At 69.4% G+C, this 25,738-nt stretch carries 20 protein-coding genes and 2 pseudogenes; 10 read left to right on the top strand and 12 right to left on the bottom strand.

Features of this window, described 5'->3' with window-relative positions:
- Positions 1-19 precede the first annotated feature (19 nt).
- From OG747_RS26475 to rsmI, 9 genes are all read right to left on the bottom strand, one after another.
- On the bottom strand, positions 20-724 hold the full coding sequence (locus OG747_RS26475) for a LuxR C-terminal-related transcriptional regulator (RefSeq protein WP_405881889.1): 705 nt from the start codon (positions 722-724) through the stop codon (positions 20-22).
- A gap of 388 nt (positions 725-1,112) precedes the next feature.
- Entirely contained in the window at positions 1,113-2,954 is a 1,842-nt protein-coding gene (locus OG747_RS26470; RefSeq protein ID WP_405881888.1) for a PQQ-binding-like beta-propeller repeat protein, read from the bottom strand.
- A 232-nt stretch (positions 2,955-3,186) separates the two neighbouring features.
- On the bottom strand, positions 3,187-4,995 hold the full coding sequence (locus OG747_RS26465; RefSeq protein ID WP_405881887.1) for an ABC-F family ATP-binding cassette domain-containing protein: 1,809 nt from the start codon (positions 4,993-4,995) through the stop codon (positions 3,187-3,189).
- A gap of 116 nt (positions 4,996-5,111) precedes the next feature.
- Positions 5,112-6,053 carry a 4-(cytidine 5'-diphospho)-2-C-methyl-D-erythritol kinase gene (locus OG747_RS26460; RefSeq protein ID WP_405881886.1) on the bottom strand — a complete coding sequence of 314 codons (942 nt, stop codon included), beginning with the start codon at positions 6,051-6,053 and terminating at the stop codon, positions 5,112-5,114.
- On the bottom strand, positions 6,050-6,922 hold the full coding sequence (gene rsmA, locus OG747_RS26455; protein WP_405881885.1) for a 16S rRNA (adenine(1518)-N(6)/adenine(1519)-N(6))-dimethyltransferase RsmA: 873 nt from the start codon (positions 6,920-6,922) through the stop codon (positions 6,050-6,052). The genes OG747_RS26460 and rsmA overlap by 4 nt, the downstream gene beginning before the upstream one ends.
- 112 nt (positions 6,923-7,034) lie before the next feature.
- On the bottom strand, positions 7,035-8,504 hold the full coding sequence (locus OG747_RS26450; protein ID WP_405881884.1) for a ubiquitin-like domain-containing protein: 1,470 nt from the start codon (positions 8,502-8,504) through the stop codon (positions 7,035-7,037).
- A 190-nt stretch (positions 8,505-8,694) separates the two neighbouring features.
- Positions 8,695-9,567 carry a TatD family hydrolase gene (locus tag OG747_RS26445; RefSeq protein ID WP_405881883.1) on the bottom strand — a complete coding sequence of 291 codons (873 nt, stop codon included), beginning with the start codon at positions 9,565-9,567 and terminating at the stop codon, positions 8,695-8,697.
- A gap of 81 nt (positions 9,568-9,648) precedes the next feature.
- Entirely contained in the window at positions 9,649-10,068 is a 420-nt protein-coding gene (locus OG747_RS26440) for a hypothetical protein (protein ID WP_405881882.1), read from the bottom strand.
- A 200-nt stretch (positions 10,069-10,268) separates the two neighbouring features.
- Positions 10,269-11,126 carry a 16S rRNA (cytidine(1402)-2'-O)-methyltransferase gene (gene rsmI, locus OG747_RS26435; RefSeq protein WP_405881881.1) on the bottom strand — a complete coding sequence of 286 codons (858 nt, stop codon included), beginning with the start codon at positions 11,124-11,126 and terminating at the stop codon, positions 10,269-10,271.
- Positions 11,127-11,368: 242 nt separating this feature from the next.
- On the opposite strand from rsmI, the gene OG747_RS26430 reads away from it, so the two are divergent.
- Positions 11,369-13,108 carry a dolichyl-phosphate-mannose--protein mannosyltransferase gene (locus OG747_RS26430; protein ID WP_405881880.1) on the top strand — a complete coding sequence of 580 codons (1,740 nt, stop codon included), beginning with the start codon at positions 11,369-11,371 and terminating at the stop codon, positions 13,106-13,108.
- A gap of 49 nt (positions 13,109-13,157) precedes the next feature.
- A pseudogene (locus tag OG747_RS26425) lies at positions 13,158-13,277 on the top strand (integrase); the annotation flags it as partial.
- 40 nt (positions 13,278-13,317) lie between these two features.
- On the opposite strand, the gene OG747_RS26420 reads toward OG747_RS26425, so the two are convergent.
- Together OG747_RS26420 and OG747_RS26415 are read right to left on the bottom strand one after the other, a co-directional pair.
- On the bottom strand, positions 13,318-14,034 hold the full coding sequence (locus OG747_RS26420; protein ID WP_405881879.1) for a hypothetical protein: 717 nt from the start codon (positions 14,032-14,034) through the stop codon (positions 13,318-13,320).
- Positions 14,035-14,387: 353 nt separating this feature from the next.
- The gene (locus OG747_RS26415) at positions 14,388-14,885 is read right to left on the bottom strand and encodes a hypothetical protein (RefSeq protein ID WP_405881878.1); all 498 of its coding nucleotides are present in this window, start codon (positions 14,883-14,885) and stop codon (positions 14,388-14,390) included.
- A gap of 214 nt (positions 14,886-15,099) precedes the next feature.
- On the opposite strand from OG747_RS26415, the gene OG747_RS26410 reads away from it, so the two are divergent.
- From OG747_RS26410 to OG747_RS26400, 3 genes and pseudogenes are all read left to right on the top strand, one after another.
- A complete protein-coding gene (locus OG747_RS26410) occupies positions 15,100-16,734 on the top strand; it encodes a penicillin-binding transpeptidase domain-containing protein (RefSeq protein WP_405881877.1) in 1,635 nt (544 codons plus the stop codon).
- Positions 16,735-16,831: 97 nt separating this feature from the next.
- Complete coding sequence (locus tag OG747_RS26405; protein ID WP_405881876.1) at positions 16,832-18,502, top strand: penicillin-binding transpeptidase domain-containing protein; 1,671 nt, start codon at positions 16,832-16,834, stop codon at positions 18,500-18,502.
- Between the two features lie 117 nt (positions 18,503-18,619).
- Positions 18,620-18,837, top strand: a pseudogene (locus OG747_RS26400) (EamA family transporter); the annotation flags it as partial.
- Here OG747_RS26400 and OG747_RS26395 read toward each other — a convergent pair.
- Positions 18,754-19,389 (bottom strand): TetR/AcrR family transcriptional regulator, encoded by a 636-nt coding sequence (locus OG747_RS26395; RefSeq protein WP_405881874.1) that lies wholly within the window; start codon positions 19,387-19,389, stop codon positions 18,754-18,756. The pseudogene OG747_RS26400 and the gene OG747_RS26395 sit on opposite strands and share 84 nt — an antisense overlap.
- A 663-nt stretch (positions 19,390-20,052) precedes the next feature.
- Here OG747_RS26395 and OG747_RS26390 point away from each other — a divergent pair.
- The 5 genes from OG747_RS26390 to OG747_RS26370 all read left to right on the top strand — a co-directional run bounded on the left by OG747_RS26390 (position 20,053) and on the right by OG747_RS26370 (position 25,736).
- Positions 20,053-20,232, top strand: a complete 180-nt coding sequence (locus tag OG747_RS26390) for a hypothetical protein (RefSeq protein ID WP_405881873.1) — start codon at positions 20,053-20,055, stop codon at positions 20,230-20,232.
- A 124-nt stretch (positions 20,233-20,356) separates the two neighbouring features.
- Positions 20,357-21,625, top strand: a complete 1,269-nt coding sequence (locus OG747_RS26385) for an FAD-dependent monooxygenase (RefSeq protein WP_405881872.1) — start codon at positions 20,357-20,359, stop codon at positions 21,623-21,625.
- A gap of 731 nt (positions 21,626-22,356) precedes the next feature.
- Positions 22,357-23,118: a class I SAM-dependent methyltransferase gene (locus tag OG747_RS26380; RefSeq protein WP_405881870.1), complete on the top strand. Its 762-nt coding sequence runs from the start codon at positions 22,357-22,359 to the stop codon at positions 23,116-23,118.
- Between the two features lie 291 nt (positions 23,119-23,409).
- Complete coding sequence (locus tag OG747_RS26375; protein WP_405881869.1) at positions 23,410-24,351, top strand: ABC transporter ATP-binding protein; 942 nt, start codon at positions 23,410-23,412, stop codon at positions 24,349-24,351.
- On the top strand, positions 24,348-25,736 hold the full coding sequence (locus OG747_RS26370) for an ABC transporter permease (RefSeq protein ID WP_405881868.1): 1,389 nt from the start codon (positions 24,348-24,350) through the stop codon (positions 25,734-25,736). The genes OG747_RS26375 and OG747_RS26370 overlap by 4 nt, the downstream gene beginning before the upstream one ends.
- Positions 25,737-25,738 lie beyond the last annotated feature (2 nt).

Below are 25,738 nucleotides of genomic sequence, written 5' to 3'. Positions count from 1 at the left end.
CGTGACCTCGCCGTCCTTCTCAGCCGGCGTCCTCCGCCGCGCCCCCGGAAGGCATCGGCACCGGCCCCGCCCGGTCCAGCAGCCCCGTCCGCGCCGCCAGCGCCGCCGCCTCCAGCCGTGACCCCACCCCGAGCTTCATCAGCACCCGCTGGACATGGGTCCGGGCGGTCGACGGGGCTATCCCCATTCCGGCCGCGATGAGCCTCGTATCCTCCCCGTCCGCGACCCTCACCAGGACCTCCACCTCGCGTGGGGTGAGCATCTGGAGCAGGCGTTGCCCCTCGTCGTCCGGCTGGGCGGCGGGGTTCAGGAGCTCGTTGAAGGCGCCCTGGAGCAGGGCCGGGGCCACCGCCGCCTCGCCCGCCCGCGCCTTCATGATCGCTCGCTCCACGCCCTCTATGCGCTCGTCATGGCGTACATAGCCCGACGCGCCCGCGGCGAACGCGGCGGCGATGCCGCGCGGGTTCGGGACCGGGCCCAGGACCAGGACCGCCACCTGGGGACGCTCCCGTTTGATCTTGATCACCGGGTCGAAGATTCCCGGCTCGGCGGGTGTCGCCGTACCGATCAGGCACACCTCGGGTGCCCTTGTGATCACCAGCTCCGCCGCTCCCGCGGCGGGCGCCGCCGCGGCGAGCACCCGGTGCCCCCGCAGCTTCAACGCCGAGGCCAACGCCTCGGCGAGCAGTCGGTGGTCGTCGACCACCATGAGCCGCACTCCCATCGAGCAACCCCCCAGTCCCCCCAAGCATCCCCACTGGTTCCCCGTGGATTAGGAGCCCCCCGGCTCTCCACCCCCGGAAGCTACACGCTTGTTCGACGTTGCGCTTCCCCTACTGGAGAGAAGTGCCCCGGAATATCGAAATTCCTCGCATTCGGGAGTGATGAGGGGTAAGCGAACGGCCCCGTCCCTGAGCTGGGACGGGGCCATGGTCAACAGAAGTTGACCTACGGCGTGCCGAACGCGATCACCAAGTACTCCTTCTCGGTCGCGCCGGACGGCTCGCGGTGGTGGGGGCGGCTGACTCATGACGTGTATGCGAATGCGTCGGGGACGGAGACGACGGAGACCATGAAGGAGGCGAAGGGAGTGAAGGTGGCGTACGCGCGCGTCACTTGCCGTACGCCAGCATCAACTTCTCCCTCGACCGGTCGTTGCCCGTCAGCCGGGTGGTGGCGATGTAGAGACGCCCGTCCACGTAGTCGACCGCCTTCGAGAAGAACCCGTTCTCGATCGCCGCCGTGCCCTGCGGGTTCTGCAGCAGCTTCGTCGGCCGGTGGCTGCCGCCGGTCGTCGGGATCGACACGATCTGCCCACCGGCGTCGTACGACGGCTCGACATACGCGATCAGCCGCGTGCCGTCCATCCTCAGCGGCAGCATCGACTCGGCGGCCGGGGACTTGACGCGCCACTTCTCCTTGCCGGTCGACAGGTCGAAGGAGACGATCTCGTTGGCGCCGGTCTTCGCCTCGGTCGGCAGATAGAGGGTGCCGGCGTCGGCGGCGGTGCCGAAGCAGCCCGGCAGATCACGGTCGAGGGAGGCGTAGCCGCACTCGGGTGCGAAGGCGTCGTCGCTCTTGAGCTGCGAGCGGACGTCGCCGTTGTCCCTCAGCGTGGTGACGTTGACCCGATTCTCGTCCTTGTTGGTCATGTAGATGACGACGGGGTCGACGGAGTACATGCGCTCGACCGTCCAGCCCTTGGGGATCTTCGTGGTCCACTTGGCCTTGCCGGTGGCCGGGTCGAGCTCCTGCACCTCGTCGTGCTCGGTGTCGGTGGCGATGCCGCAGGAGGAGACGGCGAGCAGCTTGGCGCCGCCCGCGAACGCGGCCGGGTAGCAGCCCGCGCCGTAGTTCTCCTTGTCCCACAGGTGCTTGCCGCTGGTGACGTCGTACGCCGTACCGGACTGCGAGCGGCCGACCATCAGCGTCTTGCCCGCGATCGACAACTCGATCGAGAGCGTGCTGTCGAAGAGCGCGCCGTCGGGGACCTTGGCGCTCCAGCCCTTGGCGCCGGTGTCGAGGTCGATCTGCTGGAGCTGGTTGCACTTGGCGTTGTCGCCCGCGCCGCTCATGTACGCCACGACGGCCTTGTCGTCGGACGTCTTCCGCGGGGTGACCGCGCAGATCTTCTGCGGGAACGTGATCGGGTCCCAAGTGGGCTTACCGTCACCGACGTTGTACGCGAACACCTGCTTGTACGCGGGCTTCACCGCCGTCTTGTCGGTGATCCACAGGCCGGGGGCGTCGGCGCCGGAACCGGGCGCGTCGGGCGCCTGCTTGTACCAGAGCACCTTCGCCTCGCCGGGCTTCCGGCCGGAGTTGAGGTTCTCGGGGTCCTTGCCGCCGTTGCCGCTGCCGTCGCCGGGGTTGACCGGGGCGCCGGAGGCGGAGGTCTTGCCGCCTTTGCTGTCCTCGGCGACCGGCTTCTTCCCGCCGACACCGCCGCCGACGGCCCATACGGCTGCGCCGGCGACCAGCAGTGCGGCCACGGCCACGCCGATGATCACAGCGGGCCGCCCCTTGAAGGGGTTCTCGGAACCGCCGGGGGGCGGAGGAGGAGTTCCGGGCGGGCCGGGGTACTGCGGCTGCGGCGGGTAGCCGTACCCCGGTCCGTAGCCGGGTTGCCCGCCGTAGGGACCGGGTTGACCGTACGGGCCGGGTTGACCGTGGGAGCCGGGTTGACCGTACGGGCCCGGCTGGGCATACGGTCCCGGCTGGGCGTACGAACCGGGCTGGGCGTACGGGCCCGGCTGGGCGTACGGGCCCGGCTGCTGCGGATATCCGTAGCCGGGGTGCGGCGGACCGGCGGGCGGAGGGGGCGTGCCCTGGGGGATGCCGGGGGGTGCGCCGAAACCGCCCTGCGCCGGTGATGCCGATGGTGGTGCCGACGGCGGCTGGTCCTGCGGTGCCCCGAAGCCGCCCTGCGGCGGCTGATCCGGCGGCTGACTCATCAGCGCGTCTCCCTCATTCACTGAAGTCGCGTCATTCACTGATGTCGCGCCCCACCGGCGGCATGGCGGGCGGTCGACTTCGCGCCACGCCGGTGGTTCTCAGACTGTTCTCAGACGGACCTTTCTATCACTCTGACGCCCTCGCACAGGGGGCCGATCCTCCCCCTGTTCCCAAGGGAGGACCGGCCCGTGATGCCCTCGTTATGCGCCTTTACGCGCTCTGCACCGTGGATTACGCGTCCTCCGCGAGCTCCAGCCAGCGCAGCTCCAGTTCCTCGCGCTCACCGACCAACTCGCGCAGTTCGGCGTCGAGTTTGGCGACCTTCTCGAAGTCCGTCGCGTTGTCGGCGATTTGGGTGTGCAGCTTGGTCTCCTTCTCGGAGATCTTGTCGAGCTGCCGCTCGATCTTCTGCAGCTCCTTCTTCGCGGCGCGGGCATCGGCGGCGGAGGCGGTCCTGGCGGAGGTCGCGGGCGCGGCGGCGAGTACGGCGGCCGCGGCGACCTCCTCCATCCGCTTGCGCCGCTCCAGGTACTCGTCGATGCCGCGCGGGAGCATCCGCAAAGCGCCGTCGCCGAGCAGGGCGAACACGTTGTCGGTCGTGCGCTCGATGAAGAACCGGTCGTGGGAGATCACGACCATCGAGCCGGGCCAGCCGTCGAGCAGGTCCTCCAGCTGGGTCAGCGTCTCGATGTCGAGGTCGTTGGTGGGCTCGTCGAGGAAGAGGACGTTGGGCTCGTCCATGAGCAGCCGCAGCAACTGGAGCCGACGCCGCTCACCACCGCTCAGATCGCCGACGGGCGTCCACTGCTTCTCCTTGTTGAAGCCGAACGTCTCGCAGAGCTGCCCGGCGGTCAGCTCGCGCCCCGTGCCGAGGTCGACCCGGTCGCGGACGGCCTGGACGGCCTGCAGCACCCGCCAGGTCGGGTCGAGTTCGGCGACTTCCTGCGACAGATAGGCGAGCTTGACGGTCTTGCCGGTGCTGATCCGCCCGGCGGCGGGCTGCCGCTCCCCCTCGCTGCGGGCGGCCTCGGCCATGGCGCGCAGGAGGGAGGTCTTGCCCGCCCCGTTCACCCCGACGAGTCCGACCCGGTCGCCGGGCCCGAGCTGCCAGGTGAGGTGCTTGAGCAGCACCTTCGGGCCCGCCTGCACGGTCACGTCCTCAAGATCGAACACGGTCTTGCCGAGCCGCGAGCTGGCGAACTTCATCAGCTCGCTCTTGTCGCGGGGCGGCGGCACATCGGCGATCAGCTCGTTGGCGGCCTCGACGCGGAAGCGCGGCTTGGAGGTACGGGCGGGCGCCCCGCGCCGCAGCCAGGCAAGCTCCTTGCGCACAAGGTTCTGCCGCTTGACCTCTTCCGTGGCGGCGATGCGCTCGCGCTCGGCACGCGCGAAGACGTAGTCGGAGTACCCGCCCTCGTACTCGTACACCGCGCCCTTCTGCACGTCCCACATGCGGGTGCAGACCTGGTCGAGGAACCACCGGTCGTGGGTGACGCACACCAGTGCGGAGCGGCGCTCGCGCAGGTGCTGGGCGAGCCAGGCGATGCCCTCGACGTCCAGGTGGTTGGTGGGCTCGTCGAGGATGATCAGGTCCTGCTCCTCGATGAGCAGCTTGGCGAGCGCGATACGGCGGCGCTCGCCACCGGAGAGCGGGCCGATGACGGTGTCGAGCCCCTGCGGGAACCCGGGCAGGTCCAGCCCGCCGAACAGCCCCGTCAGTACGTCCCTGATCTTGGCGTTGCCCGCCCACTCGTGGTCGGCGAGGTCGCGGATGACCTCGTGCCGGACGGTGGCCGTGGGGTCGAGGGAGTCGTGCTGCGTGAGCACGCCGATGTGCAGGCCGCCGGAGTGCGTGACGCGGCCGGTGTCGGCCTCCTCCAGCTTGGCGAGCATGCGGATGAGGGTGGTCTTGCCGTCGCCGTTCCGCCCGACCACACCGATCCGGTCCCCCTCGCTGACGCCGAGGGAGACTCCGTCGAGCAGGGCGCGGGTGCCGTACACCTTGCTGACGGACTCGACATTGACCAGGTTGACGGCCATTTCTCTCCTGAACAAGGGGGACGATCGACCCTCAAGAGTAGTCCGGGCCTCTGACTACTACGTACCCGTGTGCCCGTATGCCCGTATGCCCCCGTGTGCCCGTGCCCGTGTACCCGTCAGAGGACCGTCGCGCCGGGGGCGGGCCCGTCGGTGACCCGTACCGCCCGGCAGGTGCCGGAGGCGCGCAGCGCGTCGGCGACCGTCCGGGCGGACTCGGCGTCCGGCGTGAGGAAGGCCGTGGTCGGGCCGGAGCCGGAGACGAGCGCGGCGAGCGCACCGGCCGCCCGCCCCGCGGCGAGGGTGTCGGCGAGGGCCGGGAAGAGGGAGAGGGCGGCAGGCTGGAGGTCGTTGGAGACGGCGCCCGCGAGGGCCCCGGCGTCCCCCTTGGCCAGGGCGTCGAGGAGCGCCTGCGAGGCGACGGGCTCGGGAATCCGCACCCCGTCGTTCATCCGGTCGAACTCCCGGAACACCGCCGGGGTCGACAGTCCGCGCTCGGCGATCGCGAAGACCCAGTGGAAGGTCCCGCCGACCTCCAGCGTCCGCAGCTGCTCGCCCCGTCCGACGCCGAGCGCCGCGCCGCCGACCAGGCTGAACGGCACGTCGCTGCCCAACTCGGCGCAGATGTCGAGGAGTTCCTCGCGGGAGGCGTTCGTCCCCCATAGGGCGTCGCAGGCGAGCAGCGCTCCGGCGCCGTCGGCGCTGCCGCCCGCCATGCCGCCCGCGACGGGGATGTCCTTGGCGATGTGCAGGTGGACGGCGGGGTCGATGCCGTACCGGCGGGCGAGTTCGAGGGCCGCGCGGGCCGCCAGGTTCGTACGGTCGAGGGGGACCTGGTCGGCGTCCGGACCCTCGCAGGTGATGCGCAGCTCGTCCGCCGCCGTCACCGTGACCTCGTCGTACAGCCCTACGGCGAGGAAGACATTGGCCAGGTCGTGGAAGCCGTCGGGGCGGGCGGCGCCGACGGCGAGCTGAACGTTGACCTTGGCGGGGACGCGTACCGTCACCGTCTGCGTGTGCGTCTCCGTCTCCGTCTCCCTCTCCCTCTCCGTCTGGGTCACGGCTTGACCGGCTCCTTGTTCTCGGCGATACGGGCGAACTCCTCGACCGTGAGCGACTCGCCGCGGGCCTGCGGCGAGACACCGGCGGCGACGAGTGCGGCCTCGGCGGCGGCCGCGGACCCGGCCCAGCCGGCGAGGGCGGCGCGCAGGGTCTTCCGCCGCTGGGCGAAGGCGGCGTCCACGACGGCGAACACCTCGTGCCTGGAGGCCGTGGTCTTGAGGGGCTCGGAGCGCCGGACGAGCGAGACGAGCCCGCTGTCGACGTTCGGCGCGGGCCAGAAGACGTTCCGTCCGATGGCGCCGGCCCGCTTCACCTCGGCGTACCAGTTGGCCTTGACGCTCGGCACGCCGTACACCTTGGAGCCGGGGTCGGCGGCGAGCCGGTCGGCGACCTCGGCCTGCACCATCACCAGCGTGCGTTCGATGGTCGGGAAGGTGTCGAGCATGTGCAGCAGCACGGGTACGGCGACGTTGTAGGGCAGGTTGGCGACGAGTGCGGTGGGCGCGGGGCCCGGGAGCTCGTTCACCCGCATGGCGTCGGAGTGCACGAGCGCGAACCGCTCGGCGCGGGCCGGCATACGGGCGGAGATCGTCGTCGGCAGTGCCCCGGCCAGTACGTCGTCGATCTCCACGGCGACGACCCGGTCGGCCACCTCCAGCAGCGCGAGGGTCAGCGAGCCGAGGCCGGGGCCGACCTCGACGACCACGTCGTCGTCCCGTACGCCCGCGGTGCGCACGATGCGGCGCACGGTATTGGCGTCGATCACAAAGTTCTGGCCGCGCTGCTTGGTGGGCCGCACGCCGAGGGCACCCGCGAGTTCGCGGATGTCGGCGGGGCCCAGGAGGGCGTCGGGGGTGGGGCTGTTCACGCCCCAAGGGTACGGGTGCGCCGGGGTGCCCAGGTTTTCCTCGTCCCCGCCGCCCCTACCCGTCCCATCCTGTACCTGGGGGTCTGGGACGGAACCCCGGATTGGGGATGGGTCAGTCGTGGAGGCGGGCGCCGCAGTGGGGCCACGGTGTCGCCCCAGTGCGGATGTACAGCTTCTTCGCCCGGAATGTCTGCTCCGTGGCGGGCGCGTTCTCGGGCCGCCCGGAACCACCCAGCGCGTGCCACGTGTGCATGTCGAACTGGTAGAGACCGCCGTAGGTACCGGAGGGGTCCACGGCCCCGGGCCGGCCCCCGGACTCGCAGTGGGCGAGCCCGGCCCAGTTCAGCCGGTCGACACCCTGCACCGACTCGGGCCGCGGCTTCGTACCCACCCGCACCACCTGCACCCGGGGCTCCCGCACCACCTCGGCGCCCACCCTCCACGGCCGCTGCTTGACCCCGTTGACGGTCCGCAGCACGTACGTGACCCGCCTGGTCCCGGCCTCCCCGGCCCGGTCGACGACCTCCGTGCCGCGGAAGAGCAAGGGGTCGTGCGTGCACTGCACCTCGAAGGGGATCACCTCGTCCCGGACCTCGTTCGCCCCGGTGATCCGCATGACGCTCACCGTCTGCCCGTCCCGGGGAAAGCTCCCCGGCGGGACCGACGTCGTGTCCTGGCCGTGGAGGGTGATCCCGGCCTCCTCGACGGCCTCACCCACGGTCGCCGCGTTCGTCCGGATCGTCCGCGCCCGCCCGTCCGCCATGATCGTCACGGTCCGCTCGGTCCGGACGTCGAGCCTGAGCCCCTCCCGCCCGATACGCCGGGAGCGCGCGGTCGACACGTACGCCCCCTCCACCCGCACCCCGAGCTGTTCGAGCGCCGCGTCCACCGTGTGCGCCGTCGTCCACACCTCGCGCGACTGACCGTCGAGGGTGAGGTGCAGGGGCCGGCCGTAGTGCACCGCCACCTCCTCGCCGCTGGTCAGCGCGGTCCCGGGGGCGGGCGCGACGACATCGTGCTCGCCCACCCGTACGCCCTCTTCGGAGAGCAGCTCGGTCACGTCGTCCGAGAAGGTGTGCAACGTGCGCGGCTTCCCGTCGACGCTGAACTCGACGGCCTTGTCCTTGGCGACGAACGCGGAGGTACCGCCGGCCAGGAAGGCGACGACCAGCGCCTGAGGGAGCAGCCGACGCAGCGGATCGGACCGCTCGACGGTACGCCGACGCCGGGCCGAACGCCTCGCCGCACGCCTCGCCTCGGCCCGCCCACCACCCCGGGGCGCCCCAGCCGCCCCAGCCGCCCCAGTCAGGTCCCCCTGCGCCTGCCGGGGCAGCACCGGCCCGGTCGGCACGGTCGGCAGGGTCGGCACGGTCGGCACGGTCGGCACCCAGGACGCCGCCACCTCGTACGCGGGCCGATACGTGTCCATGTAGCCGCCGCCATAGAGTCCCTCGAGGCTTCCGTCATGGGCGCCGGCACCGGCACCGTACGGCTGCTCACGGTTCTCGTAGGTCTCGTGGTCCTCGAACGACGTTCCAGCCAGGCCATACGTCTCGAACTGCGAGTTGGGCGAGTTGCTCACGACGAAACGCTCCAAGGGGTCCGGCGGAGTAAAAAGTGCGCCCGCAGGGCTCGTCCAGGGTGGTGGTGGGAGACGGGTGGGCGACCAGAACCTAGCGGAGCGGTCGTCACTCTCCCAAGCAACGCGGCTACGCTGTGTCGCGACACTCCCCAGAGCCGAGGCCACGGAAAACAGCCGGAGGGGTTATTCCTCAGTAACCAAAAGCGCGCGCAGTGTTCGCGGACAGCGCCATCGCCAGCGTGTCCTCGTCGATGTCCCGTACGGCCGCCATGGCCCGCACCGTGACCGGAATGAGATAGGGCGCGTTAGGCCGTCCGCGGTAGGGAGCGGGGGTCAGGAAGGGCGCGTCCGTCTCGACGAGGACGAGTTCCAGGGGGGCCACGGCCAGCGCGTCGCGCAGCGGCTGGGCGTTCTTGAAGGTCATGTTTCCGGCGAAGGACATGAAGTATCCGGCCTGGGCGCAGATTTCGGCCATCGCCGCGTCGCCGGAGTAGCAGTGGAAGACGGTCCGCTCGGGCGCGCCCTCCTCCTTGAGGACGCGCAGCACATCGGCGTGCGCGTCACGGTCGTGAATGACCAGGGCTTTTCCGTGCCGCTTGGCGATCTCTATGTGGGCACGGAAGGAGCGCTCCTGGGCGGCCTTGCCTTCGGGTCCCGTACGGAAGTAGTCGAGCCCGGTCTCGCCGACGCCCTTGACCTGGGGAAGGGCGGCGAGCCGGTCGATCTCGGCGAGCGCCTCGTCCAGGGCACGGTCACCGCCGGGCTGCCGCGCGCCCTGGCGGGACCATCCGTCGGGGTCGCCGTGCACGATACGGGGCGCTTCGTTGGGGTGCAGGGCGACCGTGGCGTGGACGGCCTCGTACGCCGCGGCGGTCTCGGCCGCCCAGCGCGAGCCGTTCAGGTCGCAGCCGACCTGGACGACCGTGGTCACGCCGACCGACGCGGCCTTGGCAAGGCCTTCCTCGACGGTGCCGGACTGCATGTCGAGGTGGGTGTGCGAGTCGGCGACGGGGACGCGCAGCGGCTCGGGGAGCGGCGGCGCTTCGGTCTTGTCGGAGGGCATGCCCCGATCCTACGAAAGGGGCACGCCGGACCTCACCCGAGTAAGGTCACCCCTCCTTCGAGATCGTCCCGTCGTCGAGATTCATCCCGCCTTGCGGTGGTGGAAGGGGTGCAGCAGGTCGGAGAGGTGCCAGTGGTGCGGTTCCTCGGGCACGGCCGGCTGGTCGAAGGCCTCGTCGTGGGCCGGCTCGGGGTGGTTCGGCACCGGGCGGTGCGCGTGCTGGTGCATGGAGTTCTGGACGGAGGACACCTGGCCGGCGCGCATGATGCGCACCACATGGCCGTCGCAGTTCTGGCAGGAGGGCCGGCTCAGCGGCGACGGCACGACATGGCCGTCGGTCACGTACATCACGAACTCGCTGCCCCCGGCGTCGCGGTGGTGCTCTATCTCGAACGACTGCTCCCAGCCGTGCCCGCAGCGCATGCAAGCGAAGGAATACGACTCGTTGACCACGGCGGTCGCCGCGCTGCGGTTGCCGCGCTGCCCTGCGATCTCACTCATGCCAGCTCCTGCTGTTCCGCTGGACAAGCGCCCCCGGTCAGCGGGGGCGAGGGACGGGTACGTCCCTTCAACCAGTGGACGCTTCTCCGAGCGGGAACGCATCAGGCCTGTCGACTATTGGAGTCGTTTTGGCCTTTCCTTGTCGGAATGCTCTCGGGACCCGGCCTGAGCTTTGCTTTCGGTGGCGCTCCTTTGCTCGTCTATGGGGCGCTGTGCGCCGCGTTCTTTGCCGCGACCACCGCATCAAAGACGTCGCGCTTGGGAATTCCCGCCTCGGCCGCAACCGCCGCGATGGCTTCCTTGCGGCGCTCCCCCGCCTCTTCGCGTACCCGTACCCGGCGCACCAGTTCGACGGCGTCCAGTTCCTCGGCGCCCTTCTCCGGCGCGCCCTCGACGACGACGGTGATCTCCCCGCGTACGCCCTCGGCGGCCCAGGCGGCCAGCTCGCCCAGCGGGCCGCGCTTGACCTCCTCGTACGTCTTCGTCAGCTCGCGGCAGACGGCGGCCCGGCGCCCGTCCCCGAAGACCTCGGCCATCGCGGCGAGGGTGTCGTCGAGCCGGTGCGGGGCCTCGAAGTAGACCATCGTGCGGCGCTCGCCCTCGACCTCCCGCAGCCGGGACAGCCGCTCGCCCGCCTTCCGGGGCAGGAACCCCTCGAAGCAGAACCGGTCGACGGGCAGCCCGGACAGCGCGAGCGCGGTGAGCACGGCGGACGGCCCCGGTACGGCGGTGACCTTGATGTCCTTCTCCACGGCCGCCGCGACCAGCCGGTACCCGGGGTCGGAGACGGACGGCATCCCGGCGTCCGTGACCAGCAGCACGCGCGCCCCACCGGCCAGCGCCTCGACGAGCTCGGGCGTCCGGGCGGCCTCGTTGCCCTCGAAGTACGACACGACGCGCCCGGCGGGCTGGACGCCCAGCGCCTGCGTGAGCCGCCGCAGCCGCCGGGTGTCCTCGGCGGCGACGACATCCGCGCCCGCCAGCTCCTGGGCGAGCCGGGGCGGGGCGTCGGCCACGTCGCCGATGGGGGTGCCGGCCAAAACAAGGGTTCCTGTCACGGTTCCATCCTCGCAGGGCCGATCCACGGCAGCCGCATCCGCTCACAGATAAGCCAAGGCCACGCCTCTTTCACTCCACACCCACTCATCACATCCAGATCCACTCATCACATCCAGTCATCACGATCCAGTCATCACGATCTACTCATCACGGCAGCCGCGACCACGCCTCTTCCACTCCTCATGCCCCTATTACGGCCCGTGCACGGGACTCCCACAGACCTGTTCCCTACGATGGCGCGGTGACCAGTACCGCGTCCTCCACGGACACCCGGCAGGGCCAGGCCGCCGAAGAGCTGCGGCCGTCGTGGCAGCAGCGGCTGCGCCGCTTCGGATACACGGCGCCACCGAGAAGCGATGTGCGCGACCGCCTCGTGCCGCCGTACGCCGAGCCCAGTCCCCGTATCTGGGCGGCGTTCGGGCTGCGCCACGAGGTCGCCGAGCGCGTCAAGCGCTGGTCGGGCTGGGGCGGCCCGCTGCTCGTGACCCTGATGGCGGGGCTGATGCGGTTCTGGAACCTGGGCAGCCCGAAGGCGGTGATATTCGACGAGACGTACTACGCCAAGGACGCCTGGGCGCTGATCCACCGCGGATACGAGGTCAACTGGGACAAGAACGCCAACGACCTGATCCTCCAGAACAACGGGCATGTCGGCATCCCCTCCGACGCCGCGTACGTCGTCCATCCCCCGGTCGGCAAGTACGTCATCGGCATCGGCGAATGGATGTTCGGGTTCAACCCGTTCGGCTGGCGCTTCATGACGGCGCTGCTCGGCACGCTGTCGGTGCTGCTGCTGTGCCGGATCGGGCGCCGGATGTTCCGCTCGACGTTCCTGGGCTGTCTGGCGGGCGCGCTGATGGCGGTGGACGGGCTGCACTTCGTGATGAGCCGGACCTCGCTGCTCGACGGTGTGCTGATGTTCTTCGTGCTGGCGGCCTTCGGCTGTCTGGTCGTGGACCGCGACAAGGCCCGCGCCAGGCTCGCGGCGGCCCTCCCCGCCGACGCACACGGCGTCGTACGCCCCGACGCGCACATCGCCGAGACCACCCGCCTCGGCTGGCGCCCCTGGCGCTGGACGGCCGGTCTGATGCTGGGCCTGGCCCTCGGCACCAAGTGGAGCGGCCTGTACGTCCTGGCGGCGTTCTGCGTGATGGCCGTCCTGTGGGACGTCGGCGCGCGCCGGGTGGCGGGCGCCCGTCACCCGTACGTGGCGGCCCTCAAGCACGACGCAGGCATCGCCTTCCTGGCGACGTTCCCGGCGGCGATCGCCACGTACCTCGTCTCCTGGACCGGCTGGATCCTCTCCCCCGCCAACGGCAAGGGCGGCTACTACCGCAACTGGGCCGCGACCGACGGCAAGGGCGGCAGCTGGACCTTCCTCCCCGACTGGCTGCGCAGCCTGTGGCACTACGAGCACGAGGTGTACAACTTCCACGTCCACCTCTCGTCCCCGCACACCTACCAGTCGAACCCGTGGAGCTGGATCGTCCTGGGCCGCCCGGTCTCGTACTTCTACGAGTCCCCGCTGCCCGGCAAGGACGGCTGCCCGGCCGACGCGGGCGGCAAGTGCGCCCGGGAGGTCCTGGCGCTCGGCACGCCCCTTCTGTGGTGGGCGGCCTGCTTCGCGATCGTCTACGTCCTGTGGCGCTGGGCGTTCCGCCGCGACTGGCGGGCGGGCGCGATCGCCTGCGGCATCGCGGCCGGCTACCTCCCCTGGTTCATGTACCAGGAGCGCACGATCTTCTTCTTCTACGCCGTCGTCTTCGTCCCGTTCCTGTGCCTGGCCGTGGCCATGATGATCGGCGCGATCCTCGGCCCACCCGGCTCCACGGAACGCCGCCGCCTGATCGGCGCGGCGAGCGCGGGCGTCCTGGTCCTCCTGATCGCCTGGAACTTCATCTATTTCTGGCCCTTGTACACGGGCACGGCGATCCCCATAGACCAGTGGCGCTCCCGGATGTGGCTGGACACCTGGGTCTAGCTGCACGGACACACCACGAGGGCGCGGCAGCCTGCCGCGCCCTCGTGGTCGGGCCCTGAACCAGTACCTCGGTCACAGCGATCCGGGGTTCACGCTCCGGACCTACACGCACCTCATGCCGAGCAGTGAGGGACGCACCCGGAAGGCCATAGATGAGCTGTACCTGTAGGTGACGTGAGTGGCGGCGGGAGCGGCCCCGCCGCCCTTGGTCACTGAGAGTCGTAGGCCTTGACGCTCACTGCCGGGCCGTCCGAGTACCTGGCTACCGCGCGGGCGGCGTCGCCGGTGACCTTGACGACTGCCGTACCGTCAGCCGGAACGCGAACCAGCCCCCCGATGGGGGTGACGGAGATCGCTTGCTGCGTCTCGCCCTCAGCCGGCTGGTCGTAAACGAGGTAGGCGACACGCACAGAAACTGCGAAGGCGTCGGTGTTCGTCACGCGCACGGCGGTGAAGCGGGAAAACTTGCTCACGACGTGCCCAGCAGCGTCCAGCGGCTGGGTGGTCACTGGGTGGATATTGGCCCGGACCTTGGCGGTGGCCAGGTGAGCAACGGTGACGCGAACGTCGTAAACCTGGTGCTCGCCCGACCCCGAGAAGCGCAGGATGTCGTAACCCCACCCGTAAGGAACCACCAAACGGCCGCTGTCGCTACCGTAGACGGTTCGGACCTGCACCCCTGGTAGCCGGTGACCGAGCCGATCAAACGCGGTGAACGCCAATACAGGGACGACCGAGCCTGCGTTGGTGTTCTTGATGGACAGTGTCTGGCTGATGTAGTTGTCGCCGCTCTCCCGGTGATACGTGAACGTCAGCGCGTTCTTGTCCGGCTCGAATGACAACTTAGCCGTGCTTACTGCGACTCCGACCAGCGCCACCATAGCCACCCCGACCATCACCCCAGCCCATCTTCGTTCCACCTTCACCCCTCCCGAACGTGCATCCGAGCTCCCCCCGGAAGCGCCGTCGGATCCTAGCGAAAGTGATCACGCAAGTTGACAGAGGAGGCAGGCGGGGGCCGTGCTCGCTCAGGTCTACGCAATCTACGGCGCGAATGCATCCCTCGCGCAGCCCCTGATTACAGTCACGGCCCATGCACGGCCCAGAGCGGAGATCGTGCACCCAGCCAACATGAAGTACCTGGTCAGGCGCTACGCCAGCCGCGACAGAGCGACTTCATCTATTTCTGGCCCTTGTACACGGGCACGGCGATCCCCATAGACCAGTGGCGCTCCCGGATGTGGCTGGACACCTGGGTCTAGCTGCGTAGCCGAGTGGGTCAGATGGGCGGGGACGCTGAGACGAAGTCTTCGCCGCCGTAGAGAGATTCGTAGTGGATCTCAATCCGCAGCCGCCGCAGAACCAGATCACCGAAGCCGGCATGTCGATCACGGTCGAAGGGAGTGAGTCTCAGCAGAAAGACGCTCTGCCCGGACAACAGCACCACACCGCCGGGCAGTGCGTACTTCTCCACATCTTCTGGATCTTCTGGCGTCTGCCTCAGGACACGCTCGAAGGTCGGCCTGGTCCACTGTCCGATGTGCTCGCCATCGAGGTAGACCAGCGTCCGGGTGACGATGGCAGGTCCGAGTCCCGCATTGATCAGTTCGATGCCCGCCCGGTGAGCGACACGATCCCGTATCTGTCGTTGCTGGAGGAGCGGACGTACCGACTGTTTATTGTGTCGCATGCTCAGTCGCGACTGGACGATCGAAACGTAGAGCGAGCCCAACGCGATCACTGTGGCCGCCCCGGCGGTCACCGCTTCTACGCCCACCACATACCCCCCACCACACCTCCAAGGCGTCCCGCCTCCAAGGGCAGGGTTACCCGCTTGGGGCGGGCGCCTCACCATCGCTTGCTCCGGCGGGCTAACAATCAGGGAACGTCGCCCCCACGCGTCACTCCTCCCGCATACAGTGCGGACATGACAAGCCTTTCTGAACGCGTTCAGAAGTTCGGGAAGGGGTCCACGGGGAGGGTTTCGCGCGATGCGCAAGGGGGCAAAGGCCGCCGTCATCGGTGGTGTGTTCGCGGTGATGGTGGGGGGCGCCGGATACGGCGCGTTCAATGTGCTGTCGGCGCTCAGCAGTGACGGGGGCTCAGGGGCGAACGGGCCCGCGGCCGTGAAGACCGGGCCGCCGAGCAGCGCGGAGGTCAAGGAGACCTCGACGAAGTTCTTAGCGGCCTGGGAACAGGGTGACGCCGCCAAGGCCGCGGCGTACACGAACTACGCGACGGCGGCGGAAAGCCTGCTGACCGGGTACAGCGCCGACGCGCACCTCACCGGCGTGAAGATCACGCCGGGGGCGCCGACGGGGGCCTCCGTGCCGTTCTCCGTCAAGGCGACGGTGTCCTTCGAGGGGAAGTCCAAGCCCTTCTCGTACGCCTCGCACCTGACCGTCGTACGCGGGAAGACCACCGGGAAGGCGCTGGTGAGCTGGGATCCGTCCGTCGTGCATCCCGATCTGAAGGAGGGCGACACGCTGGTCACGGGCGAGTCGGCGAGCCCGCCGATCGAGGCCGTGGACCGGAACAACGTTGTCCTGACGAAGGAGAAGTACCCGTCGCTGGGGCCGATCCTCGACGCGCTGCGCGAGAAGTACGGCGACACGGCGGGCGGTACGGCCGGCATCGAGCTGGCGATCCATCACGCGACCGAGGGCGAGGGGGACACCAGCCTGGTCACCCTCACCAAGGGCAAACCGGGCAAAGTGCACACCACCCTCAGCGCGAGCGCGCAGGCCGCGGCGGAGAAGGCGGTGGCGCAGTTCGCCGAGTCGTCCGTGGTGGCGGTGAAGCCGAGCACCGGTGAGGTGCTGGCGGTCGCCAACCACCGGAAGGACGGCTTCAACGCGGCGTTCCAGGGCACCCTGGCCCCCGGCTCCACGATGAAGATCATCACCGCGGCGATGCTCATCGACAACGGCGTGACCACCATGAACGGCCCGGCGCCCTGCCCACAGACCGCGACCTGGCAGAGCCAGACCTTCCACAACCTCACAGGCCTCGTGCCGAACGAGAAGGCGAGCCTCGCCAACAGCTTCGCGCGCTCCTGCAACACGGCCTTCGTGAAGCTGATCGACGAGAAGCCGCTCACGGACGAGTCGCTGACGACGGAGGCGCAGACGCGGTTCGGTCTCGGCCAGAACAACTGGAAGACCGGCATCCCGTCCTTCGACGGCGACATCCCGGCCTCCGGCGGCCCGGACCGCGCGGCGAACGCGATCGGCCAGGGCCAGATCCAGATGAGCCCGCTGAACTTGGCCTCGGTGACGGCGACGGTGGTGACGGGCTCCTTCCGGCAGCCGGTCATCGTGTCGCCCAAGCTCGACAACCGCGAACTGGCGACGGCGAAGGGCCTGCCCAGCGGTACGGCCGCGCAGCTGCGTTCGATGATGAACCTCACCGCGACCAGCGGCACCGCCGCCCAGGTGATGGCCGGGCTCAGCGGCAACATCGGCGCCAAGACCGGCTCCGCCGAGGTCGACGCCCAGTCCAAGTCGAACAGCTGGTTCACCGGGTATCGGGGCGACATCGCGGCCGCCGCGATGACCCAGGGCGGCGGCCACGGAGTGGACGCGGCCGGTCCGATCGTCGCAGCTGTGCTACGAACGGGCGGCTGAAGTCACCCTTGACAGGGCGGGACCCTAGGGTGGGGGCTCTCGTTGAGGAGCATGAGGGTGCCGGGGGACTTGGGGAACAGGCGGAGGATCGAAAACTGTGGGGAACAGAAGGCGCGTCGCCGAGCGACGGAAGACGAACCCCGCCGTGGTCGGCGGGCTGATCGCGGTCGTCGTGGGCGGCGGGGCGTTCGGCGCCTACAGCCTGTTCGGCGGCGGTGCGGCGGCCGAGGACCGGACGTCGGCGACGGCCGACCACAAGGCCGTGAAGACCAGACCGCCGTCGGCTACCGAGGTCACGGCACTGTCCACGCGGTTCCTGACCGCCTGGCAGAGCGGTGACGTCGCGAAGGCGGCCGCCGCCACGGACAACGCGACGGCCGCGACGACGGCGCTGACCGGCTACGGCAAGGACGCCCACATCACCGGCGTCAAGCTCACGCCGGGCACGGCGTCCGGAACCTCCGTCCCCTTCTCCGTCAAGGCCACCGTCACCTACAAGGGCAAGAGCAAGCCCCTGGCGTACGAGTCGAAGCTGACCGTCGTGCGCCGCGCCAAGGACGGTGCGGCGCTGGTCGGCTGGAAGGCGTCGGTCGTGCACCCCGACCTGCAGGACGGCGACCGCCTGGTCACCGGCGAGGCGGGCACTCCCCCGATCACCGCCCTCGACCGCAACGGCGGTGAGATCACCACGGCGAAGTACCCCTCGCTGGGCACGGTGCTGGACGGGCTGCGCGAGAAGTACGGCAAGATCGCCGGCGGCAAGTCTGGCATCGAACTGCGCGTGGTCCGCAAGGCCGCGACGAAGGGCACCCAGAAGACCCCCGACAAGACCCTGGTGACGCTGAGCGAGGGCACCCCGGGGACCGTGAAGACGACGCTCAGCCCTACCCTCCAGGCGGACGCCGAGCAGCAGGTCGCCAAGAAGGACCGGGCGTCGGTGGTCCTGATGCGCCCCTCGACGGGCGAGATCCTCGCGGTCGCCAACACCAGCCACGGCTTCAACGCGGCCTTCCAGGGCTCCCTGGCCCCCGGCTCCACGATGAAGATCATCACGTCGTCGCTGCTCATCGACAAGGGGCTCGCCTCCGCCGACAAGGCGCACCCGTGCCCCAAGACGGTGACGTACGGCGGCTGGAAGTTCCACAACGACAACGACTTCGAGATCAAGGGCGGCACGTTCAAGGCGAGCTTCGCGCGCTCCTGCAACACGGCCTTCATCAGCCAGGCGAAGAAGCTGCAGAACGCCGACCTGACGAACCAGGCCCAGCAGTACTTCGGCCTTTCCATGAACAACTGGGCCATCGGCGTCCCGACCTTCGACGGCTCGGTTCCCGTCCAGTCCGCGGCCCAGATGGCGGCCTCGCTGATCGGCCAGGGCGGGGTCCGCATGAACCCCCTGAACATGGCGTCGGTGGCCTCCACGGTCAAGTCGGGCGTCTTCCGCCAGCCGTATCTGGTGTCCCCGACGGTCGACAACCGCACCCTCGCCAAGGCCTCCCACACCCTCCCCGCCTCGACCCTCTCCCAGCTCCGCGAACTCATGCAGTACACGGCGGCCGCCGGCACCGCCGCCGAGGCGATGTCCGGCCTCGGCCCCGACTACGGCGCGAAGACCGGCTCCGCGGAGGTCGACGGCCAGAAGAAACCGAACGGCTGGTTCACCGCGTGGAAGGGCGACCTCGCCGCGGCGGGCGTGGTCCAGCAGGGCGGACACGGCGGCGACACGGCGGGGCCGATCGTGGCGGCGCTGCTGAAGGCGGGGAGTTAGGATCTGCCTTCAGCAGGCCCTGGCACCCGGTGCACCCGAACTCGGTCGCGTGTCTCCTGCACCCACCGCCAGCGTGCCGTTCGTGGCGGTCCCGGCCGCCGGGGCGTGGCCGTATCTGTGACGGGCGTCGCGCTGTGGGGGATGCGCGGTCGGCGCCCCCACTGGGCGGCCATCGGCGCGGCGTTGGCCACGGGCCTGTCGATCGCCGCGTACACCGTCGTGGACGGGCTCGGCGTACGCGCCCCGGTTCCTCACTCGGGTACATCGCCTGGCTGATGGCCGTCCAGGAGGTCGTGATCCCGTCGTACGCCGCCTACCGCCTGCGTGGCGCCTTCCCGGTCTGCCAGGGCGGGTCCCTTCGAGACCGGGAGGTGGCCGTGCAAGAGGAGGCTGACGAGCTGGCCAACCACCGCCTCGCCCGGCGGTATGCGGTTCACCGCGGCCAGGTACACGACGGTTCCGGAGTAGATGTCGACCATCAGTGAGGTATCGGTGTCCGGCGGCAACCGGCCTTCGAGGCGGGCCCGCTCCAGCAGGTTCACGACCGACGCGCGGCGGGGTTCGATGAGCTCGGCGAAGGCTCCGGTGCCGGTGGGATCCTCGATCACGTCGGCGAGAAGCGCCGGGAGGATCAGGCAAGTGGGCATGGCGGAGACGAGCTCGATGGTGAGACGGACGGCGGTGCGCAGGTCGGCTTCGAGGTCACCGGTCTCGTGGATGGGAGGCAGGGGGACTTCCCCGCTGAGGGCCTCGATCACGAGTGCGGCCTTGTTCGGCCACCACCGATAGATGGTGGCCTTGCTGACTCCGGCCCGCCGGGCGATGCCTTCGAAGGTCAGCCGCTGGTATCCGACCTCGCCGAGGAGGTCTTTCGTGGCTCGGAGCACGGCTTCGTGAGATTCCCGGCGACGCCGCCGCGAGTCAGGCGTGATGCGGTCGGGCTGGGCGTACTCAGAAGCCAAAGTGCTCTGGCGGCCGTCTTGCGGCCTGGGAGTGTCCACCGCATGCCTCCCTTGTGAGCCACTGGCACCCCCGTTGATTTTGCCCGGAAAGTGACCCTATATTGGCGAAACGACGCGTTTCGTACTGTATGCTCAATCTTGTACTCAATAGTAAGATCCGCAAGCCTGCTTGGAAACTGCTGCGACGTGGTTCAACAGGTCCGGCGGGTGGATCACCACGTGTCAGACCCGCGCGCAGGATCTGGCGCGTATGGGCGTTCCCCCTGAGCGCCCGAGATCCCTGTTACGACCCCCGGAAGGGGGACATCATCATGCGCGCAACTACGAGCAGGATGCGGCGGATAGCCGCTGTGGTCTGCACGGCACCCATCCTTGCCATCGCGGCCGGAGCCGGCGCTGCCAGCGCGGCCGCTTTCCCCTCGTCGTCCCATGTCGCTTCGGCTACTTCGGCTCCCTCCCACGACAGCAAGGGCCTGGGAGATCTCTGCTTCTCCGGTGACGGCTGGGGCTGGGGAGGTCGCTGCTTCTTCGGTGGCGGCTGGGGCTGGGGCTTCGATCACGGCTTCGGTGGTGATCACGGCTTCGGTGGTGACCACGGCTTCGGAGGTGACCACGGCGGTGGCGATCACGGCTTCGGAGGTGACCACGGCGGTGGCGATCACGGCTTCGGAGGTGACCACGGCGGTGGCGATCACGGCTTCGGAGGTGACCACGGCGGTGGCGGGCATGGCGGTGGCGGGCATGGCTACTGACGCTCCAGCGCAGTGAGCTCGCGATCAACGTGCGGCAGTTTTGTGAGTGCCGAATCCGGATGCCCGGACACCTCGGGCATCCGGACCCGTCTGAAGCGACAGGCCTCCCATCCGACTGATAGTCGGGGCGGTGCGTAGCGGTGAGGATCGTGTGCGTCGGTGCGGGGCCTGCAGGGCTGTATTTCGCGATCTCGGCCAAGTTGCGCGATGCCGGGCACGAGATCACCGTGTACGACCATGACCCGCCCGCGGCCACCTACGGCTGGGGCGTCGTGTACTGGGACGACCTGTTGGACGTCCTCTATCGCAACGATCCGGAAAGCGCCCGGGAGGTCACCGCCAGGTCCGTGCTGTGGCAGGACCAGGAGGTACGTGTGCACGGCTCGGGCGGCGAGCAGACGGCGTACTTCGGGGGTTACGGATACAGCATGAGCCGAGCTGCATTGCTCGACGTCCTGGCCCGGCGTGCCTCGCAGCTCGGCGTCGACGTCCAGTACGGCCACCGTGTTGCAGATCTCTCGACGCTTCCCGAAGCGGACCTTCTCGTTGCCGCCGACGGTGCGAACAGCGGGATCCGGGGACAGAGCGCAGCGTTCGGAACTCGCATTGAAGCCGGTCTCAATCCCTACATCTGGCTCGGCACGGACCAGGCGTTCCGCAGCTTCGTGTTCGGCTTCGAACAGACGTCCGCCGGATGGATCTGGTTTCACGCCTACCCCTCGGTCGCGGGAATCAGCACCTGCATCATCGAATGCTCACCGCAGACCTGGCGCAGTCTGGGACTCGACGTGCTCGGCCGCGACCAGGGAGTGCGACTGCTGGAGGACACCTTCAAGCGCGCACTCGACGGCCACCGCCTGATCAGTCGATCACGGGGCGCACCGGCGCACTGGCAGCGCTTCGCGCACGTGACCAACAAGACCTGGTACCACGGCACGACGGTGCTCGTCGGCGACGCTGCCCACACCACCCACTTCACGCTGGGGTCGGGCACCAGACTGGCGATCATCGACGCGATCGTCCTCGCACACAGCCTGCAGAAATACCTTGACGTGGAGGACGCCCTGCGGGAGTACGACCGCCATCGCCGCGCGGAACTCCATCCGGTGCAGGCGGCCTCGCGTACGAGCATGGCGTGGTTCGAGCACTTGGACCAGTACATCGACCGCGACGCTGTGGCGTTCGCGCACGCCATGTCGGTACGCCACGGTGGCCAGAACCCCTGGCACCACCAACTCCACCTTGCCACCCAGATCGCTGCCGTACGCACGGCACGGCGCGCCTTTGCCACCGGCCGACGTTGGTACCTCGCCCGCCGGCGAGGCGAAGGGAAAGACGACCAGTCACGTCGAACTGGCCGACTACCGTGCCCGTCCGGACTTGATCAGCAGGGAAACCGTGACGGGTAGACAGTGGGGGCATGGGCCTTCGACGGCGCCTTGCAGATCTCCCGCCGCCGCGGGCCTGCGCGACGACGTGGCCATGGTGGTGAGTCGATCCTTGCTCATGCGGTAATAACTTCGCTGTTCAGGGGGCCGGAGAAGCCATTCCGGACGCCCCGGCCTCGCCCCGCGCCATGAGAGCGCGATGGAGATCTACCGTTTCGCCGGCGTCAGTTGGCGACGTTCTCAACCCAGCGTGAGCCATCGGATGCCCAGGCGGCTGACGTCCAATGCTTCCTCCCTGAGCCTCGGCGATACGCCTGAGTAACCCCGGAGAGTCCTCATGGGCCTGCCGCAGCCGTGGATGCAGTGGCTGCCCGCCGGCCGCCTGACAGAGTTCGTTGAGGACGCGCTCAGACGGAGTCCCCCGCAGCGTCCGAAACTCGTCGTCGATGTCAGGGCTCGGCGCCGCCGGGTGGGGCGTGAGGAAGTCGGGAAGCAAGCGCCGCGGACCGACGAGCGCTTGGAGCAGCGGCCAGTCCAAGTGGGAGAGCAACGGGGCGGACTGCCTCAGGAACGACTGGTGCACCACGTGCCTGATCGGGTTGTGCCATGCCCACAAGCTCAGGACCGTCTCCTGCAGCGGGGACACAGCGAACCGGACCGAGGCGAGATCGCGCAAGTTCAGCCGGAACATCAACATTCGGCCCATGCTAAATCTCTGGTCTTCGCCCTTTCGACCTGCTGGGCTTGGCCTCATGGACACCACCGCTGCCGACCGTCCGTCGGCGACCTACGACCGCATCGGCATTGGGTACAGCGACATCCGACGTCCCGATCCCCGATTGCACGCCTTGATCGGCCAGGCGCTGGAAGGTGCCCGTACCGTTGTCAATGTCGGTGCCGGTACTGGCTCCTACGAGCCGGAAGGCGTCGACGTGACCGCAGTCGACCCCTCCCAGGTCATGCTCGACCAACACCCTGGGACGAAGAAGGTGAAGGCCGGAGCCGAAGCGCTGCCGTTCGCGGACGGCTCCTTCGACGCGGCCATGGCCATCATGACCGTCCACCACTGGCCCGCCCTGCACCGCGGACTCGACGAACTGCGCCGCGTCGCCCGAAGGCAGGTCGTCTTCACCTGGGACCCGACCCACCGGCCGGAGTTGTGGCTGCTGGAGGAGTACTTGCCGGAGATCCGCGAGCTGGAGCACGCCCGCTTCACCCCTCTGGCAGAGGTCGCCGACGCGCTCGACGCGCACACCGTGCTGCCCTTTCCCATCCCGCACGACTTCACCGACGGCTTCCAGATCGCCTACTGGCGCCGACCGAAGTTCTACCTCGACCCGGTCATCCGGCTGGCCAGCTCCACCTTTGCGCAGCTGCCGCCGTCCGTCGTAGAAGCGGCGATCGCCCGGCTCCGTACCGACCTCGACTCCGGCACCTGGCACCGCCACCACGCCGACCTGCTGGGTCAGCAGAGCATGGACTATGGATACCGACTGCTCATCGCAGGCAAGTAGTCCCGTCAGCCCTCAACTTCACGTCGGTCAAGCCGTGCTGACGCAGTAATAACTGTGCTGTTCAGGAGAGTCGCCCAACCGGACGCCTTCGGCGCTGTTGCAGCGCCCGACAGCGCGCAGTGAACGCCTGCTTCGCGCTGGAGTGCACGCCCAGGTCCGGCTCCATGTCGGCTACTCGCTCACACGACTTGCCGACGACTTGACGATCCGTTCCATGAGCGTTCAGCCAGCTGTCTGTGTCTGGGGTGTGTGTTGTCCCTAGGGTCCCTGAGGATTCGAAAGAAGGGGCTCATGGACACACTCCACGCGGTCCGGGCTACCGGGATCACCAAGTGCTTCGGCGACGTTGTCGCGCTCGACGGCGTCGATCTGGACGTGACGCAGGGACAGATCCACGGCTTGGCCGGGCCGAACGGGGCCGGCAAGACGACATTGCTCGGTCTCCTGCTGGGCCTGGCCGTCGCCGACGGCGGCCGCCTGGAGATCCTGGGTACGCCGGTCGGGCGGGCGTTCGCCGCCCCCGACGGTGTCGCCGGCTTCGTGGACGGGCCCGGTCTCTACCCCTCGCTCACCGCCAGGCAGAACCTCGCCGCGCTGGCCGCACTCCGCGGCCATGACGCGCGGACAGCGGGGATCGACGAGGTGCTCGACCAGGTCGGGCTCACCGATGTCGCCGACGACCGGACCCGCGGCTTCTCGCTCGGCATGCGTCAGCGGCTCGGGCTCGCCGCCGCCCTGCTCACCAGGCCCCGGCTGCTCGTGCTCGACGAACCTTCCAACGGCCTCGACCCGGCCGGCAAAAGACAAGTACACGGTGTGCTCACCCGGCTCGCCACGGAGGGAACCAGCGTCGTGCTCTCAAGCCACCGCATGGACGACCTTGAGGCACTGTGCTCCGAGGTCACCATTCTTGCCACCGGACGGGTCGTCTTCTCCGGCCCGCTGAACAAGCTGGCTGCCGAGAACCGTGAACTCGACTACCGGTTGCGCACCTCCGACCCGCGGGCCGCGCGCCTGCGGGCTGCCGACACGCCTGGGATCCGGGTCGTCGACGACTCCGGGCCACGGCATGACGTCGAAGTGCTCGTCGTGCGCGCGCTGGTGCCCGCCCTCGACGAACTGATGGTGGGTCTCGTGCAGTCGGGCATCGCGGTGCGCGAGCTCGCCCCCGTGGTGTCGCCGCTTGAGGCCGCGTTCCTCGCGCTCACCGAGCAGCAGGAGGTCGGCCGATGACCGTCGCCGACGCCGACGCCGACGCCGACGCCGACGCCGACGCCGACGACAGCGTTGCCGGTGTCCGCCGCGTCTCGGTTTCGCGCGGCTATCGCTTCGAGCTGGTCAAGCTGGTCTCGCAATGGCGGATCCGCTTGCTGGTCCTCGCCTGCTGGATCGCGCCGGCGCTCTTCGTCGCCGGGGTGAGCCGGCAGAGCACGCTCCCCGCCGACACTCTCTTCGGCCGCTGGATGCACGCCACGGGGTGGGCCGGACCCCTGGTGATGCTCGGTTTCGCGGGCACCTGGGCGCTCCCGCTGCTGACTTCGTTGGTCGCCGGCGACGTGTTCGCCTCCGAGGACCGGCTCGGCACCTGGCGCCACCTGCTGGTGGCGGTCCGCTCGCCCAGGCGGATCTTCGTGGCGAAGTCTCTGGCCAGCCTCACCGTCATCCTGCTGCTCGTGGCCGGGCTGGCCTGTTCCAGCGCGGCCGGCGGGCTCGTGTCGGTCGGCAACCAGCCGCTGGTCGGCCTCGACGGCCACCTGCTGGCGCCGGGGGACGCGGCCGGCAGGGTCCTGCTCGCCTGGGTCTGCGCCCTCGCCCCGACCCTGGCCCTTGCCGCGATCGGACTCCTCGGGTCGGTCGCGCTGGGGCGGTCCCCGATGGGGCTGCTGCTGCCCGTGCTGGTCGCGCTCGCGATGCAGGTCGCCCAGATGCTGCCGCTGCCCGTAGCCGTGCGTCTCGCCCTGCCCGGCTACGCCTTCATCGCCTGGAACGGTCTGTTCGCCGGCCCGGCACAGCTCGGCCCGCTCCTGATCGGCATCGTGGTCAGTCTGGTGTGGGCCGTGCTCGCGACGGCGCTGGCGTATCTCCTGTTCCTCCGGCGCGACTTCACCAACCTCGCCTACGACGGTGCCGGGCGCCGCGCGCTCACCATCGGAGTGCTGCCGCTGGCCGCACTGGCCGCCCTCACGGTCGGGGGCATCGCCGTGGCGACCCCGTCCATGGGCTCCGGCATCAAGCAGGACAAGATCCAGCGGTCCCTCGCCACGGCATTCGCGCACCTCTACCGCATGCAGACCCGCCAGCTGAACCGCCCCGCCGTCACCGAGGCGCAGCTGCGGGCCACGGCGGCGTGCACCAAGAGCGACGGCCAGGGCGTCCAGGAGGGTGCGGGCAACGACTGGCGGTGCGTCGTGACCTGGCATCTCCCCGGCGCCGCGGTGACAGGGACCGCCATCTACCAGCTCGACGTCGGCTCGGACGGACGGTTCGTGGCCGACGGCGACGGACCCAAGGAAGTCAACGGCTACTTCCTGGTGCGGACTTCGACCGGGGACGCGCCGAACCCGCTGTGGCAGTTCGACGGCAACGTCGAGCTGCTCGACACCACCTCGAAGGGATAACT

This window comes from Streptomyces sp. NBC_01384, assembly GCF_045040035.1.
Lineage (GTDB): Bacteria > Actinomycetota > Actinomycetes > Streptomycetales > Streptomycetaceae > Streptomyces.
The sequence above is the reverse complement of the archived record's forward strand: the minus strand, read 5'-3'. Positions and strand labels throughout refer to the sequence as shown.

What these genes read in the sequence shown, in the direction of transcription:
- OG747_RS26475 (WP_405881889.1), bottom strand. Translation starts at nt 724, where the DNA reads ATGGGAGTGCGGCTCATGGTGGTCGACGACCACCGACTGCTCGCCGAG.
- OG747_RS26470 (WP_405881888.1), bottom strand. Translation starts at nt 2,954, where the DNA reads ATGAGTCAGCCGCCGGATCAGCCGCCGCAGGGCGGCTTCGGGGCACCG.
- OG747_RS26465 (WP_405881887.1), bottom strand. Translation starts at nt 4,995, where the DNA reads ATGGCCGTCAACCTGGTCAATGTCGAGTCCGTCAGCAAGGTGTACGGC.
- OG747_RS26445 (WP_405881883.1), bottom strand. Translation starts at nt 9,567, where the DNA reads ATGCCCTCCGACAAGACCGAAGCGCCGCCGCTCCCCGAGCCGCTGCGC.
- OG747_RS26440 (WP_405881882.1), bottom strand. Translation starts at nt 10,068, where the DNA reads ATGAGTGAGATCGCAGGGCAGCGCGGCAACCGCAGCGCGGCGACCGCC.
- OG747_RS26410 (WP_405881877.1), top strand. Translation starts at nt 15,100, where the DNA reads ATGCGCAAGGGGGCAAAGGCCGCCGTCATCGGTGGTGTGTTCGCGGTG.
- OG747_RS26380 (WP_405881870.1), top strand. Translation starts at nt 22,357, where the DNA reads ATGGACACCACCGCTGCCGACCGTCCGTCGGCGACCTACGACCGCATC.
- OG747_RS26375 (WP_405881869.1), top strand. Translation starts at nt 23,410, where the DNA reads ATGGACACACTCCACGCGGTCCGGGCTACCGGGATCACCAAGTGCTTC.
- OG747_RS26370 (WP_405881868.1), top strand. Translation starts at nt 24,348, where the DNA reads ATGACCGTCGCCGACGCCGACGCCGACGCCGACGCCGACGCCGACGCC.